The 15,544-nt window shown below is 69.0% G+C and carries 14 protein-coding genes and 1 pseudogene; 8 read left to right on the top strand and 7 right to left on the bottom strand.

The features are described 5' to 3' along the window. Window positions 1–10: 10 nt before the first annotated feature. The 3 genes from FGW37_RS28530 to FGW37_RS28520 form a co-directional block, all read right to left on the bottom strand. The gene (locus tag FGW37_RS28530; protein ID WP_179083693.1) at window positions 11–481 is read right to left on the bottom strand and encodes a cytidine/deoxycytidylate deaminase family protein; all 471 of its coding nucleotides are present in this window, start codon (window positions 479–481) and stop codon (window positions 11–13) included. Between the two features lie 48 nt (window positions 482–529). Next, window positions 530–1,858 (bottom strand): erythromycin esterase family protein, encoded by a 1,329-nt coding sequence (locus FGW37_RS28525; protein ID WP_179083692.1) that lies wholly within the window; start codon window positions 1,856–1,858, stop codon window positions 530–532. A gap of 121 nt (window positions 1,859–1,979) precedes the next feature. Then, window positions 1,980–3,347, bottom strand: a complete 1,368-nt coding sequence (locus FGW37_RS28520; protein ID WP_179083691.1) for a radical SAM protein — start codon at window positions 3,345–3,347, stop codon at window positions 1,980–1,982. 368 nt (window positions 3,348–3,715) lie between these two features. Between FGW37_RS28520 and FGW37_RS28515 the strand changes: the two genes are divergently transcribed. After that, window positions 3,716–5,140, top strand: a complete 1,425-nt coding sequence (locus FGW37_RS28515; RefSeq protein WP_179083690.1) for an amino acid permease — start codon at window positions 3,716–3,718, stop codon at window positions 5,138–5,140. 771 nt (window positions 5,141–5,911) lie between these two features. Here the strand turns inward: FGW37_RS28515 and FGW37_RS28510 are convergent. Continuing rightward, window positions 5,912–7,570: an APC family permease gene (locus tag FGW37_RS28510; protein WP_179083689.1), complete on the bottom strand. Its 1,659-nt coding sequence runs from the start codon at window positions 7,568–7,570 to the stop codon at window positions 5,912–5,914. 985 nt (window positions 7,571–8,555) lie between these two features. Between FGW37_RS28510 and FGW37_RS28505 the strand changes: the two genes are divergently transcribed. Continuing rightward, on the top strand, window positions 8,556–8,963 hold the full coding sequence (locus FGW37_RS28505; RefSeq protein WP_179083688.1) for a P-loop NTPase family protein: 408 nt from the start codon (window positions 8,556–8,558) through the stop codon (window positions 8,961–8,963). Next, entirely contained in the window at window positions 8,951–9,568 is a 618-nt protein-coding gene (locus tag FGW37_RS28500) for a hypothetical protein (protein WP_179083687.1), read from the top strand. The genes FGW37_RS28505 and FGW37_RS28500 overlap by 13 nt, the downstream gene beginning before the upstream one ends. 325 nt (window positions 9,569–9,893) lie before the next feature. Here the strand turns inward: FGW37_RS28500 and FGW37_RS28495 are convergent, their stop codons facing one another. The 3 genes and pseudogenes from FGW37_RS28495 to FGW37_RS34235 form a co-directional block, all read right to left on the bottom strand. Next, on the bottom strand, window positions 9,894–10,097 hold the full coding sequence (locus FGW37_RS28495) for a hypothetical protein (protein ID WP_179083686.1): 204 nt from the start codon (window positions 10,095–10,097) through the stop codon (window positions 9,894–9,896). Between the two features lie 12 nt (window positions 10,098–10,109). Then, entirely contained in the window at window positions 10,110–11,048 is a 939-nt protein-coding gene (locus FGW37_RS28490) for a CAP domain-containing protein (protein WP_179083685.1), read from the bottom strand. A 391-nt stretch (window positions 11,049–11,439) separates the two neighbouring features. Continuing rightward, window positions 11,440–11,702, bottom strand: a pseudogene (locus FGW37_RS34235) (ISAzo13 family transposase); the annotation flags it as partial. A gap of 107 nt (window positions 11,703–11,809) precedes the next feature. Between FGW37_RS34235 and FGW37_RS28480 the strand changes: the two are divergent. The 5 genes from FGW37_RS28480 to FGW37_RS28460 all read left to right on the top strand — a co-directional run bounded on the left by FGW37_RS28480 (window position 11,810) and on the right by FGW37_RS28460 (window position 15,376). Beyond that, window positions 11,810–12,085 carry a peptidoglycan-binding domain-containing protein gene (locus tag FGW37_RS28480; protein ID WP_179083684.1) on the top strand — a complete coding sequence of 92 codons (276 nt, stop codon included), beginning with the start codon at window positions 11,810–11,812 and terminating at the stop codon, window positions 12,083–12,085. Window positions 12,086–12,861: 776 nt separating this feature from the next. Beyond that, entirely contained in the window at window positions 12,862–13,206 is a 345-nt protein-coding gene (locus FGW37_RS28475; protein ID WP_179083683.1) for a hypothetical protein, read from the top strand. Window positions 13,207–13,415: 209 nt separating this feature from the next. Next, a complete protein-coding gene (locus FGW37_RS28470) occupies window positions 13,416–13,949 on the top strand; it encodes a S8 family serine peptidase (RefSeq protein ID WP_179083682.1) in 534 nt (177 codons plus the stop codon). 263 nt (window positions 13,950–14,212) lie between these two features. Beyond that, window positions 14,213–14,569: a hypothetical protein gene (locus FGW37_RS28465; RefSeq protein ID WP_179083681.1), complete on the top strand. Its 357-nt coding sequence runs from the start codon at window positions 14,213–14,215 to the stop codon at window positions 14,567–14,569. A 195-nt stretch (window positions 14,570–14,764) separates the two neighbouring features. After that, window positions 14,765–15,376: a hypothetical protein gene (locus FGW37_RS28460; protein WP_179083680.1), complete on the top strand. Its 612-nt coding sequence runs from the start codon at window positions 14,765–14,767 to the stop codon at window positions 15,374–15,376. The last annotated feature ends 168 nt before the right edge of the window (window positions 15,377–15,544 follow it).

Here is a 15,544-nt window from a genome sequence, read left to right as displayed (position 1 = left end):
TTACGAGCCGTTACGGGTTGCGGTCGGCGAAACCGTAGGCGTGCGGCAGCAGGTCCCGCACCGGCACCGCGCGCAAGGCGTTGGCGTTGGCGCCGTCGCCTGTTCCCGTTCCCGTTCCCGTTCCCGTCCCCGTTCCCGTCCCCGTCCCCGTCCCCGTTCCCGTACTGATGATGACCTCGATCCCCGGGAAGTAGTCGAAGAGGACTTGGCGGCAGCGGCCGCACGGCGGCATGACACCTCGGTTGTCGCTGCCGACGGCCACGACGGTGACGAGGTCGTAGGCGCCCGCGGCGGCGGCCGCCCCCACGGCCACTAGCTCGGCGCACGGCCCACCGGTGAAGTGGTAGACGTTGAGGCCCGTGGCGATGCGGCCGTCCCGGTTGCGGACGGCCGCCGCCATGGTGTGCTCATCGCCCTTGGCGCGGGTGGCGGCGAGCTCCGCCGCCACCGCGATCAGCTCGTGATCAAGATCAGGTGTCACAGGGCGAGAGGCTACCGCCGGCCGGCGGGCCGGACGCCGACACCGCGGTCAGATGTCGATGCCGTCGGCCACCCGGGAGGACGGGACACAGAGCATCCCGTCGAAGGCGTCGGCCACCGGCGTGTGCACGTACGCGCTCTGGATCCGGGTCCGGTCGGGCATGCCGTCGCCCCGGGGTGCGGAGCGCAGCCCGGCGAGGCCGATGGCGCGGGCCGGAACGGCTTCGGCGAAGGCGGCTTCGATGCTTCCCTGCTCGGGAGCCTCCAGCACCGTGTCGTCGACGGTGAAGCCGAACCGGGCGCTCTCCTCCAGCCGCATCTCCGCCGTACGGCCGCCGACGCACGACACCCCCAGGGCGAAGTAGTCGTCGCCGAGGGCGCGGTGGAGGAACTGGCCCATGGGCAGGGCCGTCGGGTACCCGTCGAAGACGGCGGGCTCCTTCTGGAGGTGGGCGTTGTGGGCCATCAGCACGACGCGGGCGTCCGGCTCGGCGCGGTCCAGGTGCCACAGGACCGATCCGGCCATGTAGGTCTCCCGGGACGAGGCGTCGGTCGTGAGCCCGGTGCCGGCGAAGAGGGCGGCCATGGCCCGGACGGTGTAGTCCGCCTGGGACGCGGCCTCCAGGCGCCGGAGGGCGACCTCATAGGCGTACCGCCCGGTGCGGGCGACCTGCAGGGGCTCGGTGGCCCGGAAGCGGATGAGGAGCCGGGCGAGGGCGGCCGTGAGTGCGTCCTGCTCGGTGGCGTCCAGGCGCGCCCACGCGGGTGCGGCGGCGGCCGCCGACTCGCCGGCGAACCGCCCGGCGATCCCGATGGCGGTCTCGGCCAGCGGCAGCGCCTCGGGGTCGGCCTCGCGGAGGTGGTCGGCGACCGGGTGCAGCGCGGGGAGCAGCGAGCCGCCCGCGGCCGGGATGTCGACGCCGGCGAACCGTACGGGCCGGGCCGCCGTGCGGTTGTGCAGGCGCAGCGAACGCAGGGGTTCCTGCACGCCTATGGGGAGCGCCGCTCCGCTGATCCGTTCGAGGTCGTCGTCCCGGCCGGCGCCCCGGACCCAGGTGTCGAGGGCGAAGGCTTCGCTGAATCCGTACTCGAAGGCGAGGACGGTGAAGCCGCAGCGTTCGACGAGGAAGCGCAGGAGGCGCCGGCGCACGAGCGCGAATTCGTGGATGAAGTGCGAGTTCTCGCCGACGCCGACGACGCGGGCGTCACCGATGAGGTCCCGCAGCGGCTCCAGGTCGTCGAGCGGGGCGTCGGGGTCGAGGGTGGTCAGGGTGGTGGCGTGGTCGCGCAGCCAGCGGGTGAACGGGGCGCGGCCGGCGGACGGCTGACGGCCGGAAAGCTGAGAAGACTGAGAGGGCTGAAAAGGCTGAGAAGGCATGCTGAAGGCTCGTCTCGCGGTGGAGTGGTGTGCAGATACAGATCACCGATGCGGGAGCACGCCGTGGGGCGGCTCCCGGAGAGCGTCAGCGGAAGAGTGTGCCCGGAACCATGATCCGACCCTAACCGTCGCGGCGGACGGCGGACAAAGGGTTTTCGCCCGTGGCCGGCGAGTCGTCCGTCGCCGGGAGGCTGTCCATGAAGGAGCTCACCGAGAAGACGGCCCTCCCCGGTCCGGGCGGCCCGTATCCGGGCGGGGAGGCCAGGCCGTACTCCTCCAGCGTCGCCCGGTACACCTCCAGCAGCCGTACGTGGTACTCCAGCGGTGCGCCCTCCGGGTTCAGCTTGCCCAGGGGCGTGGTCGGTTCGGGGCACCAGGTGGTGAACCGCGGGACGATGCCGTGGGACATGAAGAACCGCAGCCCCTCCGCGGTCGACGCGATCGCCTCGTCGACGGTGGCGAATCCGTCCGGGGTCGCCATCTCCACGCCCGCCACGAAGTTGGGGATGACGTTGCGGGCGCCGAAGACGTCGGCGGAGTCGAGGATCCGCCGGTGCCACTCGGCGCGGCCCACGTAGCGCTCCTTGCCCGGGCAGTAGAGCTGGAACAGCCGCTCGTCCCACACCTCGAAGTTGGGGTGGTAGATGCGGATGCCGTAGTCGTGGAAGCGCTGTACGTCCGCCTTGGGCAGGGCCTGCGCGACGACCTTGCCGATCCAGCGGCCCGGGAAGCGCTCCTCGATGGCCTGGGCGTAGCGGCCGTAGAAGTCGGCCTCGGTCCGCCCGGCGACCTTGGAGGTGATGGCCCCGCCGGTCAGGGTGTACGCCTGGGAGGCCCGGGCGGTGTCGTACCGGTCGATGATCTCCAGCGCCTCCAGCACCTCCTCGACCGGCTTGACGCCGGTGTAGGGGCGGCCGGCGGCCTTGTGCTGGCGCCAGTTGTGGTTGATGTCGCAGTACTGGCACTCCTCCTTGGCGCCGAAGTACTGGCACACGCGGAAGACGGTCAGGTAGACGAGGTAGCCCCACTGGATGGTCGGGGCGACCTCCATCACGGACTTCCCGTTGGGGAGGGTCTCGCGGTAGTAGTCGGGCATGGGCGGCAGGCCCACGTCCGAGATCCGCCGCCCGTCGAGGTAGAGGCCGAGCGTGCCGTCCGGCCCGGCCTGTACACGGTAGGGCGAGGCGGGGTTGACGCGCACGGAGACGACCGTGCGGCGCAGCTCGTAGGGGCCGCCGGTCAGCACGATCTCCTCGGGCGGGCGGCGCAGGGCCGCGGCACCGAGCTCGGGGAGGGTGCGGTGGTCGAAGGAGAAGATGAAGTACGACTTGGGCTTGACCCGGCCGGCAGCCTCGTTGGTGGTGTCGCTGAGGGCGGAGTCGTCGAAGGCCATGCCTCCGCGCAGCAGGTCCTCTTTGATCACGGCTTCCCGCGGGATGTGCGGGAAGCGCTCCATCAGGCTCTCGATCAGGTGGGTACGGCCGGTCATCTCGGTGCTCCCCCTTCTGCGTTCTTCTGCGTTCCACTCTTCGCGCGTCCGCTTTCCGTGCGTCCGCTATTCGCGCGTCCACTGGTCGTGCGTCCGCTCTTCGTGCATCCAACTGGTCTTGCGTCCGCTATGGGCGTGCTGCGATCTCTGCGGCAGACTTCGCCCGTGATCACTGACGCTAGTCCTGCCCGTCGCAGGAGAATCAACCGGGTCCGCAGTTGCGGCGTTTCGCCCCCGTACGTACGGGGCTGCTGCGAAACGATCACGCTCCGTGAAGGGACTGTCCGGATAACGGACGGGTTAACCGGATCTTCGGCCCGCTGCTCATACTCGACATTCCCGATCTCGCATATTGGACAGGCACGACCATGAGCCGGACAACCACCACACCTCCCACACAGACGGAGCGCGCCCCGCAGGGCTCGCCCCTGTCGAACGGACTCAAGCAGCGGCACCTGTCGATGATCGCCCTCGGCGGCGTCATCGGCGCGGGCCTCTTCGTGGGCTCCGGTGCCGGCATCGCCGCCGCGGGCCCCTCGATCGTGCTCGCGTACGCCGCGTCCGGCCTGCTCGTGATGTTCGTGATGCGGATGCTCGGCGAGATGTCCGCCGCCAACCCCGCCTCCGGCTCCTTCTCCGTCCACGCCGACCGTGCGATCGGCCCGTGGGCCGGCTTCACCGCGGGCTGGATGTTCTGGACGCTGCTGGTCGTGGGCGTGGCGATCGAGGCGATCGGCGCGGCCCACATCGTCCAGGGCTGGCTCCCGGGCACCCCGTCCTGGCTGTGGGTCCTGGTCTTCATGGCGATCTTCTGCGGCAGCAACCTGGCCGCGGTCTCGAACTTCGGCGAGTTCGAGTTCTGGTTCGCCGCCCTGAAGATCGGCGCCATCGCCCTGTTCCTGATCCTGGGCACGCTCGCGATCCTGGGCGTCCTGCCCGGCAACGACGCCCCCGGCGCCGCGCACCTCCTGCACGACGGCGGTTTCCTGCCCAACGGTATGAACGGCCTGCTCATCGGGCTCCTGGCCTCCCTCGCCGCCTACGGCGGCCTGGAGACGGTGACCATCGCGGCCGCCGAGTCCGAGAACCCGGTCAGCGGCGTGGCCAAGGCCGTGAAGACGACCATGTGGCGGATCGGCATCGTCTACGTCGGCTCGATGATGGTGATCGTCACGCTGCTCCCGTGGAACGACGGGTCCGTCACGGAGCACGGCCCGTACGCCGCCGTGCTCGACCGGCTCGGCGTCCCCGGCGGCGGCCAGATCATGAACGTCGTCGTCCTGATCGCCCTGCTGTCCGCGATGAACGCCAACATCTACGGCTCCTCGCGCATGGCCTACTCGCTGGTCTCGCGCGGCCAGGGCCCCAAGGCACTCGGCAAGGTCTCCGGCGGCGTGCCGCGCCGCGCGGTGCTCGCCTCGTCCGCGTTCGGCTTCTTCGCCGTCCTGCTGTCGTACTGGTACCCGACCACCGTCTTCGCCTGGCTGCTGAACATGGTCGGCGGGGTCGTGCTCATCGTGTGGGGCTTCATCGCCGCCTCCCAGCTGATCCTGCGCCGCCGGCTGGAGCGCGAGGCGCCCGAGCGGCTCGTGGTGCGGATGTGGGCCTTCCCGGTCCTGACCTGGGTGACGCTGGCCGGTGTGGCGGGCGCCCTGGTCCTGATGGGCCTGGAGACCGACACGCGCGTCCAGCTGTACTCCACGGGCGGCCTGGCCATCGCACTGGCCGTGGTCGGCTACGTGCAGCAGCGTGCGGCGGCCCGCAGGGGCGCGGAGGGCCCTGCGGGCGGCTGAGCCCGGCTCCGCGGCACCGCGCACCCGATACGGCGAAGGCCGGTCCCCGTCAGGACGGACGGGGGCCGGCCTTCGCCGTAGGTGTCCGGGCCGGCGGGGCGGGCGGGCGCGGGCCCGGGGGGCCAAGGGACCTGGCGGTCGGCGAGTCGCGGCACGGCGGGGGCGGTGGCGGTGGCGGGACCAGTGGTCACGGGCCCCGGGGCGAGGCCGGGGGCGCGGGCCGGGTTCGACGATCTTGACGATCTTCCAGTCACCGCCGCCCCGGCCCGACGGCCGCGGGGCCATGGGGGCCGCGGGGCCAGGGGCCGCGGGTCCGGGGGCGCGGGTCCGGGGGCGCGGGTCCGGGGGCGCGTGTCAGGGGGCGCGGGTCAGGGGGGCCGCAGGCCCGGGAGCGCAGGCCCGGGGGCGCGAGTCCGACGGTACTGGGCCCAGGCGGCACGGCCGGTGGTCACGGGCCGAGCTGCGGGCCGGCGGTCGCGGCCCTCAGCGGTCACGACTCCCCCGGGCGCGGGCTTGGCGGTCACGAGGCCGGCGGGCATGGGCTCAAGGAGCACGGTCGGCCAGTGGTCAGGGCCCCGGCTGTGGGCCGACGACCCCGGCAGGCACGGGGGCCGGGCCCCTGCCTGGGCATCGCCGGTCCGGTCGTCAACCGCTCCGGTCATCAACCGCTCTGGCGGCTACCAGCCGCGCCCCCGCCCGACACGCGACCCGACACGCGACAGGCCGGCCCGGACGTTCCGGGGCCGGCCTGTCGCCGAGTGCGGGCGCCGCTCAGGAGGCCGCGGCCTCTGCCGGCTCCGCCGGCTCCTCGCGGCGCGTCTGCGCCGGCACCGTACCGGCGCCGTGGAGGACGGGGTCGGGCCCCGGCAGGCCCGCGCGGTGGGCCTGGACACCCGCGCGCACCGCCCAGAAGTAGAAGCCCAGGGCCGACACCCCGACCAGAGCGGTGTCGAGGCCGCCCGGGATCACCCCGTGGCCGCCGAACTCCGGGCTGCCGAGCGCGGACAGCAGGGACAGCCACAGCAGGAAGCCGACCATCCACCAGGCCGGCGCGAACTGGCGGCGCAGGTTCTCGCCCCGGCGGCGCAGCACGACCGCGGCGATGGGGACCGAGACCAGCGTGAGCAGGGTGACCTTGCCGGTGTTGGGCCACTTCGACCAGTACAGGGCGCAGGCCGCGAAGGCGAAGATGAGCGGGCAGAGGACCTTGGCGGCGGGGAGCCGGAAGGGGCGGGGCAGCTCCGGCTTGGTCTGCCGGAAGACGCCCACCGCGATCGGGCCCATCAGGTAGGAGACGACCATCGCGGCGGAGACGACGCTGGCCAGGGCCTCCCAGCTGTGGCCGATGGTCAGCAGCAGGAGGACGGAGAAGCCCAGGTTGAGCCACATCGCGGGGCGGGCGACGCCGTAGCGGGGGTGCACCTCGGCGATCTTCTTGGGGAAGAAGCCGGTGTCGGCCAGGTTCTGCGCCAGGTAGGCGGAGGAGGCGACGTTGCCGATGTTGGCACCGTTGGGCGAGATGAAGGCGCCGAACTGGAGCATCGTGACGACCCAGTGCAGCATCAGCAGCTTGGCGAGGTCGGCGAAGGGGGAGGCGAAGTTGATGCCGCTCCACCCGCCGGCCTCGGCGAGCTTCTCCGGCGGGACCGCGCCGAGGAAGGCGACCTGGAGGGCCAGGTAGATCACCAGGCCGAGGGAGAGCGCGCCGACGAGGGCGAGCGGGATGGCCCGGCCGGGGTTCTTGGCGTTGCCGCCGAGGTTGACCACGGCCTGGAAGCCGTTGAAGGCGAAGACGACGCCGGAGGCGGTGACGGCGGTGAGGACGGCGGACCAGCCGTTCGGGGCGAAGCCGCCGTGCGCGGTGAAGTTGTCCGTGTGGAAACCCGAGGCGATGAGCGCGCCGACCGCGAGGACCGGGATGGCGAACTTCACCAGCGTCAGCAGGTTGTTGGCCCGCGCCAGCAGCTCGACCGACCAGTAGCAGGCGAGCCACAGGGCGACGGTCAGGAACAGGGCCATCGCGATGCCGGTGCCGGTGAGGCTGCCGTCGGCGACCAGCCCGCGGGCCCAGCCGAAGCTCCACGAGGACATGTACTGGGTGCCCGCGATGGCCTCGATCGGGATCAGCGAGGCGGTCGCGATCCACACGGCCCAGCCCGTGATGAAGCCGAGCACCGGTCCGTGCGAGATGGAGCCGAACCGGGCCATGGCGCCGGGCAGCGGATAGGCGGCGCCGACCTCGGCGTAGGACATGGCGATCATGCCGATGAAGATCGCGCCGATCACCCAGGCGACCAGGGCGGCCGGGCCCGCGACCTGAGCCGCCTGACCGGCTCCGAAGAGCCAGCCGGAGCCGAAGATGGACCCCAGCCCGATCATGATCAGGGCGAAGAGGCTGAGGCCTTTTCGATTGGCCGCGCTCACATCCACGACGTGCATTCCGTTCTGCCGGAGACAAAGTCCGACGGCAGCCCGTGCACCTCTCGGGCCCTGCGGCTGCCGCCCTTTTTCGTCGGCTCGCGCCGCAGGACGACATCGTCTTCCGGGCCGAACCTTCCGAACCGGTCGGAATTCAGCCGCGCGCAGCGAGAAGCGGCCCGGCGGCTCTGCCGAAATCATCCCCGGGAGCGGACACCGGGCTGGCTGCGCACGACGAACCTTGAGGAATTCGATCAGCGGTGGTCCGGGCTCACTGGCGACGAGATCACCGAGGACGCAATAGCGACGCCCGCCATCGTACGACAATCGGCGGAACGTCTCCAATCGCGGCCGGTCCGCCCATTGTTTTCGGCGCGGGCACGCCATTTCCTAATTCCCGAGTGACTGAGCACGTGCTGTCCGTGACTTTACCGAGGAATCAGCGGAAATATTTTTCCGGAATAACATCGCATCGCAGGCGCCCACGGCACCGACCTCACCGCCATGCGGGTCTCCCGCAGCCGATCGCTCCCTGGAACCGGCCCCGCCCCACCACGCCATCCACACGGCCAACGAAGCGGCCATCGCACCAACGGAGAGGTAGACAGGTCGGCCATGCCCGAAAGCATCCTGATGCGCGAGGTCACCAATGCTGAAAGCAGGGCGGTACTACCCCGCGGGTACGCGGACGACTGGCCTCCGGAGGAGCGGCAGGAGGGTGTGTCCGGACTACCCCCGCGGGTACGGGGACGACTCTTGCTGACCTGGGCTGATGTCACGTGATCATGCCTTGTGCGCGCTCCGGGAGAGCTGATGGGCGCGGGGTGGCCGGGGGCCAAACCCTCTGGGGCCGGTGGGGAAGCTGAAGGTTCCCCGACAGCGGCCGACAAGGCCGGTCGTCAGGGCGCTTGACTCCTGGTCCGCGAAGAGGGGTGACTGATGCCATTGCCCGGCGAGATGATGGTCGATATGGGGGATGCGCGGTCCAGGGCACGGCGTGGAGATCGCCGAGCAGTTAGCGCAGGCTGTTCACCGCCAGTGGGAGGCCGAGGTCCGTGTGCGTCAGCTCAACGACCCCTATCCGCTTGCGGTGTCCTGGAGGGTGGCTTCGGAGGACCTGGTCGAGACGTGGTCGCTGTTGCGGGCGATCGCCGTCGACCGGCCGGGCGGGCCGGCCAGTGATCCTGTGGGCTGGGCCGGAACGCCTGAGGAACTAGCCGGGGCAGGGGTTCAGATCACCGAGCTGTTCACCCGCAATGTGCCGACCCAGCGGCTGCTGGTGCTCGGTCGGCCGGGTGCGGGCAAGACCGTATTGCTCCTGCGGCTGGGCCTACTCGCCCAACGCGCCTCCGACCACTCCGGCAGCGGGGCCCAAGCGGTCCGGGGGTGCCGGTGCATCACCTGATCCTGCCGATCCTGGACGGCTTCGACGAGATCCCCCTTACTGTCCGCGGCACCGCCCTCAGCGCAATCAACCAGGCCCTGCCGCTGGGGCAGGCCGTGGTGCTGTCCAGCCGCGTCGCCGAGTACCGCGACGCCTTGCGCCCGGCCTCGGGGGTACCGGTGAAGCTGGCCGGGGCGGCCGGGATCGAACTGTGCCCCCTCTCCGCCACGGACGCCACCGCCTACCTGAACCGCGACGCAGGCGGCACGGGGGACGCCGCCGACCGCTGGGCCACCCTCACCACGCGGCTAGGAACCGCCACACCTGTGGGCGAGGCGCTGCGCACACCGCTGATGCTCTTCCTCGCCCGAACCATCTACAACCCCCGCCCCGGTGAGCACGCAGCAGATCTGCCACACCCCGGAGAACTCTGCGACACCTCACGTTTCCCCACCCGCGCTGCCGTCGAGACCCAGTTGTTCTCCGCGTTCATCCCAGCCGCCTACCGGCCTCACCCCGTGGCCCTGACGTTCTCGCCCGACATCTGCAGCACACCCTGCACGGCACACCCGACCTCGCCTGGTGGCAACTTCACCGAGCGGTGCCGGCAAGTATTCCCGGATTGATCACCTGGCCCATCGGGCTACTGGGGGGTGGCGGGCTCGCGATCACATCTGCGATCCACACCGAAGGCGGGCTCGGCATCAAAGTCGGTACCGCACTGTTCTTGTTCGTGGCAGGGTTCGGGGTCGCCTCCGCCCTCACTGTCCCGTTCCGGCTCACTTTCGAGGCGGAAGGTCGGCAACCGGCGGCCAGGATCCGATGGGCTGGAACTGGCCCTGGCTTGGAGTCGGTCTCAGACTCTCCGCTCTGATTGCCATGATGGGGGCCTCCGCCCCGGCGGTTGTAATGGTCGGCTTGGGAGTCGGCATAGCCTCCGGGTTCCGCAAGTCACCCTCGCGACTGGGGCCGCGGTCGGACTGGGCCCAGGAGTAGCCCTTGCACGTCGACCAGGTCCGCGGCCGCCACCGTCCGGCCGGAGCGCAGCAGCAGGACGGCGAGCGTCGCCTGCTGCTGCCTGCTGCCCAGTGTCAGCGCGGTGTCCCCGTACCGGCCCAGCATCGGGCCGAGCACCGAGAAACGGAGGCCCCGCATAATGGACAGCCGTCAGCCGACGAAGTCCTGCGCCCACCAGTAGGTGCCGTTCGCGTCGATCGTCACGCCGACACCGGTGTACTTGTGCTGGTCGCCCAGGATGTTCTGCTCGTGCAGCGGCTCCTTGATCCAGGCATCGACCACCGACCGGGCGTCCTTCCAGAATCCGCGGGCGCCCGCGGCGTTCTCGGCGACCTCGCTGAACGGGCGCGAGTAGCCGTACTTGCGGAGCGAGCCCATCAGGTCGAGGTAGTGGCCCTGCTGCTGCCGGCGGGCCTGCTCCTCGGCCTCGTCCTGGGCGGCGCGCTCGACGACGGGGTCGTACTCCAGGCGCGCCTTGCCGTGCTGCGCACGGTAGTCGTTGACGAGGTCGAAGACCTGGCGCTGGAGCGACTTGGCGTCCGGGTTCGGATTCGGGTTCGGGTTCTGGCCGCCGTCGGAGAACTTCCAGACCTGGGACGCGGTGTAGTTGCAGCTGTAGATCTGGACCGGGGTGCCGTCGTTGGTGTTGCCGCCGCGCACGTCCAGGCACTTGTCGGACTGCGGGTTGACCAGGACGTCACCCTGGTAGCGCACCCACTTCTGGGCACCCGAGCCGTTGCAGTCCCACAGCTGGACGGGCGTCCCGTCGGCGGTGCCGCTGGACGCGACGTCCAGGCACTTGCCGAACGCCGTCATCGTGGCACCGAACTCACCGGGCTGCTCCACGTACATCCACTGCTGGGACTCCGTGCCGTTGCACCCGTAGAGCTGCACCGGGGTGCCGCTGTCCCGGACACCACCGCGGACGTCCAAGCACTTGCCGGCGAGCCCGACGAGCGGACCCGCCTGCGCGGCCGCCTGCGCCGAAGCCGGCAGGGCGGTGACACCGACCGCGGCCAGGGCCAGGGCGCCCCATATGGACGACTTCTTGAGTGACGTGGTGGACGACTTCTTGAGCGACGCCTGCATGAGGCCCGTTCCTCTTTCTCGAGCGGCCCCGGAGACGCGGTGCGCCCGGGGTGATTTCCTCAAGGAGGCTAGGAACGGGTGTTCAACAATCGGTCAACGCCCGATTGACGATCCGTTGACCCGATCAGGCCTGATCAGGGCGGAATGTTCCAGCTGGTCATCCCGGCTGTCCGTGCTCGGTGCCGAGGCTGGACAGCGTGCCGGTCTCCAGCCGGTAGGGGGAGCCGTCCGCCGGCCGGCGCCCCCGAGGCAGCGGGCGGTCAGGGCGCGGAGGACGTGGCCATGGGCGAAGAGCGGGATGTCACCGCCGGTGCCGTGGAGGGACAGGCCCCGGGGCCGCCGGTGGGGACGCCGTCGCACCACAGGTCCCAGCCGGGGCGCAGCTGCTGGATTCGGCCGCTTTCTTCCGGCCTCCGCCTGGCCGACGGATCCGGCCCAGCGGAGCCTCGCCCGCCTTGAGCTCGTCGACGCCCTTGGGGACGTGGTCTCGCTGGCCTGGGCAGCCCGAGCGACAGCCCGAATCCGGCTGTGCCCCAGGACTCGGGCCTCAGCCCCCATCACCAACCGACGCTGCCGCTCATCCAGGTGCGGGAACAACAGGCTGAACTTCAGGCCCAGTTGGTCGCGCGCCGACTCCAATACGCCCGTACCCATCAACGAGCAACCGGAGCAGGAAACAACACGTCGATTCTCTGCGATCCCTTGCGTCCACCAGCAGCCGGCGTCGACGTGCGACAGTCCCCGTTCGAGATGCCGTGCGTATGATCGCAGCCGACACTGGAGTGAGGACGAGCGTCGAACGCTGGGTTTCGGCATCGGTCTCTGGAGGGCTGATGCAGAGCATCAGGTTCAACGGGATCACTGAGCTGGAGGAGTGCCTCGCTGGCACCCGCGTGCTCAAGTTCCAGGTGCCTAGTCAGGCCGACTTCTTCGTCAGCTCGGTCCAGCAGGCGCTGGTCGACCTGGGTGCGGTCGTTTGGGTCGATGGGTTCTGCGGCTCCAACACCGAAGCCGCGGTGAAGCAATTCCAGGCGTAGGCTCCTGGACTGGACGTGGATGAGCAGATCGGCCCCCACACGATGGGAGCCCTGGACAACGCGTTCGCCACGGAGCCTGGAGAGATCACCGGCTGCGTCACGCCGGAGGGGCCGGTGATGTCCTTCAACGGCGTCAGCAGCGACGAGGTGAACCTCCTGCTCTCCGCGATCGGACTGGGCGCACGTCATCGCCTACGTCCCCAACGTCATCGGCTACATCGACGAACATCGAGCTCCCCCTATCTGCCCCCGACTTCGCCACAAAGATCGAAGAACTCGCCGCCACCACCACCCCTATGGTGTGGCTGGAAATAGTGCCATGCTCCAGCAACGGTGATCCCCGCCCCTCCTTCGACAGGATCCCCACAGGCCCCGCCCGGAGGCTGCCACGGGGCAGGGCCGCGCCGTCCCTCCCGGCCTCCCCGACGGGAGGGCCGACGCATGCCTGCCCAGGCCACTGGCCTCTCCCTGGAATGCTGAACCCGTCCGTCGACAGCCTCCGTGACCTGGGCAGCATCGTGTGCTGTCAGCGTCGTTCAGCCTCTACAGAGCTGGCGCATCATGGCGGCGAAGACCAGCAAGTCAGCGAAGGGCTGTTGCGTAGCGGCTTCCCGTCCGCCGCGCCCACCAGCATGCCCCCGGAGCCTAGGCCCCTCACGCGAGTGAGTCTGGGCGTGATTGTCGTCCGGGCTGGGCAGCAATGAGGGGCCGAGGCGACGCGCGAACAAACATCCGCTCGGATGTGGCGTCGGACGTCCGGAGATTGAGGGGGTGCCATGCATCAGCTGGCCGACCGGAATAAGTACATCGGATTCCTCTTCATGCGGATTGACCCGGCCTACTTCGAGCTGGGTCGCGAGGGCATCCATGATGTCTCCGCCGCGCATGCCCGCGACCTTGCCAAGTGGTCGAAGCAACTGACGCACGTCGTAACCTCCGGACTGAACGGGAGGTACGACCAGATCACCATGATTGAAGCGGACACTCTTGAGGAGATCCACGCGGCGGCGACTGACTTCCGAATGGGCGCCAAGGGAAAGTATATCGAAATCGTCGACATCGCCGTGGGAGTCAAGGCGCCTCCTCGCGGGCTCGCAAAACGCGACTCGAAGCCCGAGTAGCCTCATCCTTGCTTGGTTCGGGCTTGCTTGGTTCGGGATCTTGAGGGTGTGCGACGGCCAACCCAAGTCCGTCACACCCAACGTCTGGCACACGACGGGTTTTGTCCTCGGTGGAACCTTGGGTGTTGGCGGGAGTGGTCACAAGTGGTGTTTGTTTCGGCGTTGGCCGCAGCGGCAACGCAGTGTGACCAACGCCGATGATCGTCCCATTGGACTACCAACCCGTAGACCCGCTCTTCCCTCAGCAATGGGACATGGTCACCATCCGGGCCGGCGGGCCCGGGACCACCGGATGGGACCTCGTTTCGGGCCCCCATCGGGCAGACATCGCCATCCTGGACTCCGGCTGCGACCTCACCCATCCCGACCTCTACTACGCCGGGCAGGGCTACAACCCCGGTCAGATCGCCGGTGACGGTTCCCCCAACCCGACGCTCGGCAGTTACACGTACTTCCCCGTCGGCCATGGCACTTGCTGCGCAGGGATCGCCGCGGGCAGGAGGGACAATCTCAAGGGTGTGTGCGGAGTCGCCGGTATCGGCAGAGCCGGCTTCATCCTCCCGCTCGCGTTCACGATGTTCACCGAGGGAGTTCGTCATGGGCCTCTCCCTGGCAGTGAGCCGAGGCGCCCGAGTGGTGAACATGAGCTTCAGCACCCCCAACTGGAACGCGCAGATCCTTGGCCCCTCGATTGCGCACGCCCACACGAACAACGTGGTGATGTGCGCATCGACCGGGAATAGCACCCAGGACAAGGTCGGCTATCCAGCCACCCATCCGCGCATCATCGCGTGTGGGAGCAGCGATGCCACAGACCAACGGGTGTGGGATTCTAACTGGGGATCACAGATTTCGGTGGTCGTTCCAGGCGGCGCGTGCCGACGACGGACATGCAAGGGGCAGCTGGCTTCAATTCCGCCCCGCAAGCATTCATCGTCAACGACTGGACCGGGCACTGCATGAACACGAACGCGCCCTGGAGCGAATATCACGCGAGAAGCGCCGGTTGGAGACCGAGGAGGAGATCCACCGGTTCCTCTTGACACTGGGACGAGACCCTGGGGTTCTGGACGGCCTGTACGCGATGCACGAAGAGCCCGGAATCATCGATGAACTGGAAAGAACCCGGACTCCGGACTCCGTACTCCGAGATCGAGGGATTAGCCTGCCCACCGGCGCCACGATAGGGGTGCCGGGACCCCATCGGGCAGTCCGGGTGGACGCCACTGTCAATGACATCGCCTTCTACGCACAGTGGGACCTCGAACTCGGGCTGAGCACTGGCGTCGTGTCCGGCCCAGTACCCGACGGCGGGGACACCGCGATGACCGCCCCGGCAGCAGCCGACGAGGACCGCCACTGAGGCGGTGTTCCCTGCTCCGAGGACATGTGCCCAAAGTAGGCGACGTCGCCCGACAGCTGCCGGTTACTTCAGGGAAGATTTCACCCTTCCGTGTTTATCTAGTGCCGTTTCGGCGTGTCGAGCTTGCGGAATCCTTCGATCAGAACCTGGCTCACTCTGAGTCCAGGCGCCCTTCCGGAGAGAGGCTCTCTAGTTATGGGCAAGAAGACGACGGGTTCCGATCGGATCGCGCGCTGGAGAATCGTGGCAGTGGCAACATCTCTGGCACTTCCTGCCGCCATGTCGGCGACACCGGGGTATGCAATGGCCATGTTCTCACCCAATGGACTTGCGGTGACCGTGGACTGTCGGCTCAACGGTGTCCCGGTGACCGGACCGACCATCGAGGGAACCAACGACGACGACGTGTTCACCTGCGACGTCTTTGGACCCGGAGCATACTTCCTCGGAGGCGCAGGAAATGACCGTATCGAAATGAACCACAACAGATACGGCATCATCAGCGGTAATGAGGGCGCCGACATCGTCAAGGTAAAGATCAATAGTGGTCTCATCCAGAGCGGTGGCGGCGCGGACACTATCGAGGTCGACACCATGGCGGTCAACCAGGGTGACGTCAGCATCCGCGGGGGTGACGGAAACGATCAAATCACTGTCCGCGACAACAGCGGCCAGATCCAGGGGAACGCAGGAGACGACACCATCACCGTCCCGTTCAACAATGGAACTGTCGATGGGAACGAAGGCTCGGACACCTGCCGGGTTGCCGGCGAAACCGGCACCACATTCAACTGCGAGGCACAGTGACTGCCAACGCAGCCTCTCTCGTAGCTATGAACTTGAATCCGTGATATCGGTCAGCTGTCCGTGATCAGGCCCCCAGGTCTCACGTCGTCGGCATCCTCGTCCTCGGGGACATCGGCCAGTGGAAAGCCGGCCTTTGCCAGGTTCCAGACGAGGTCGTCGGCGCCATAG

It is taken from the genome of Streptomyces rectiverticillatus (assembly GCF_013394065.1).
In the GTDB taxonomy this organism is placed as follows: domain Bacteria; phylum Actinomycetota; class Actinomycetes; order Streptomycetales; family Streptomycetaceae; genus Streptomyces; species Streptomyces rectiverticillatus.
Note: the sequence above shows the minus strand (reverse complement) of the source record. Positions and strands in the feature narration are given on the sequence as shown.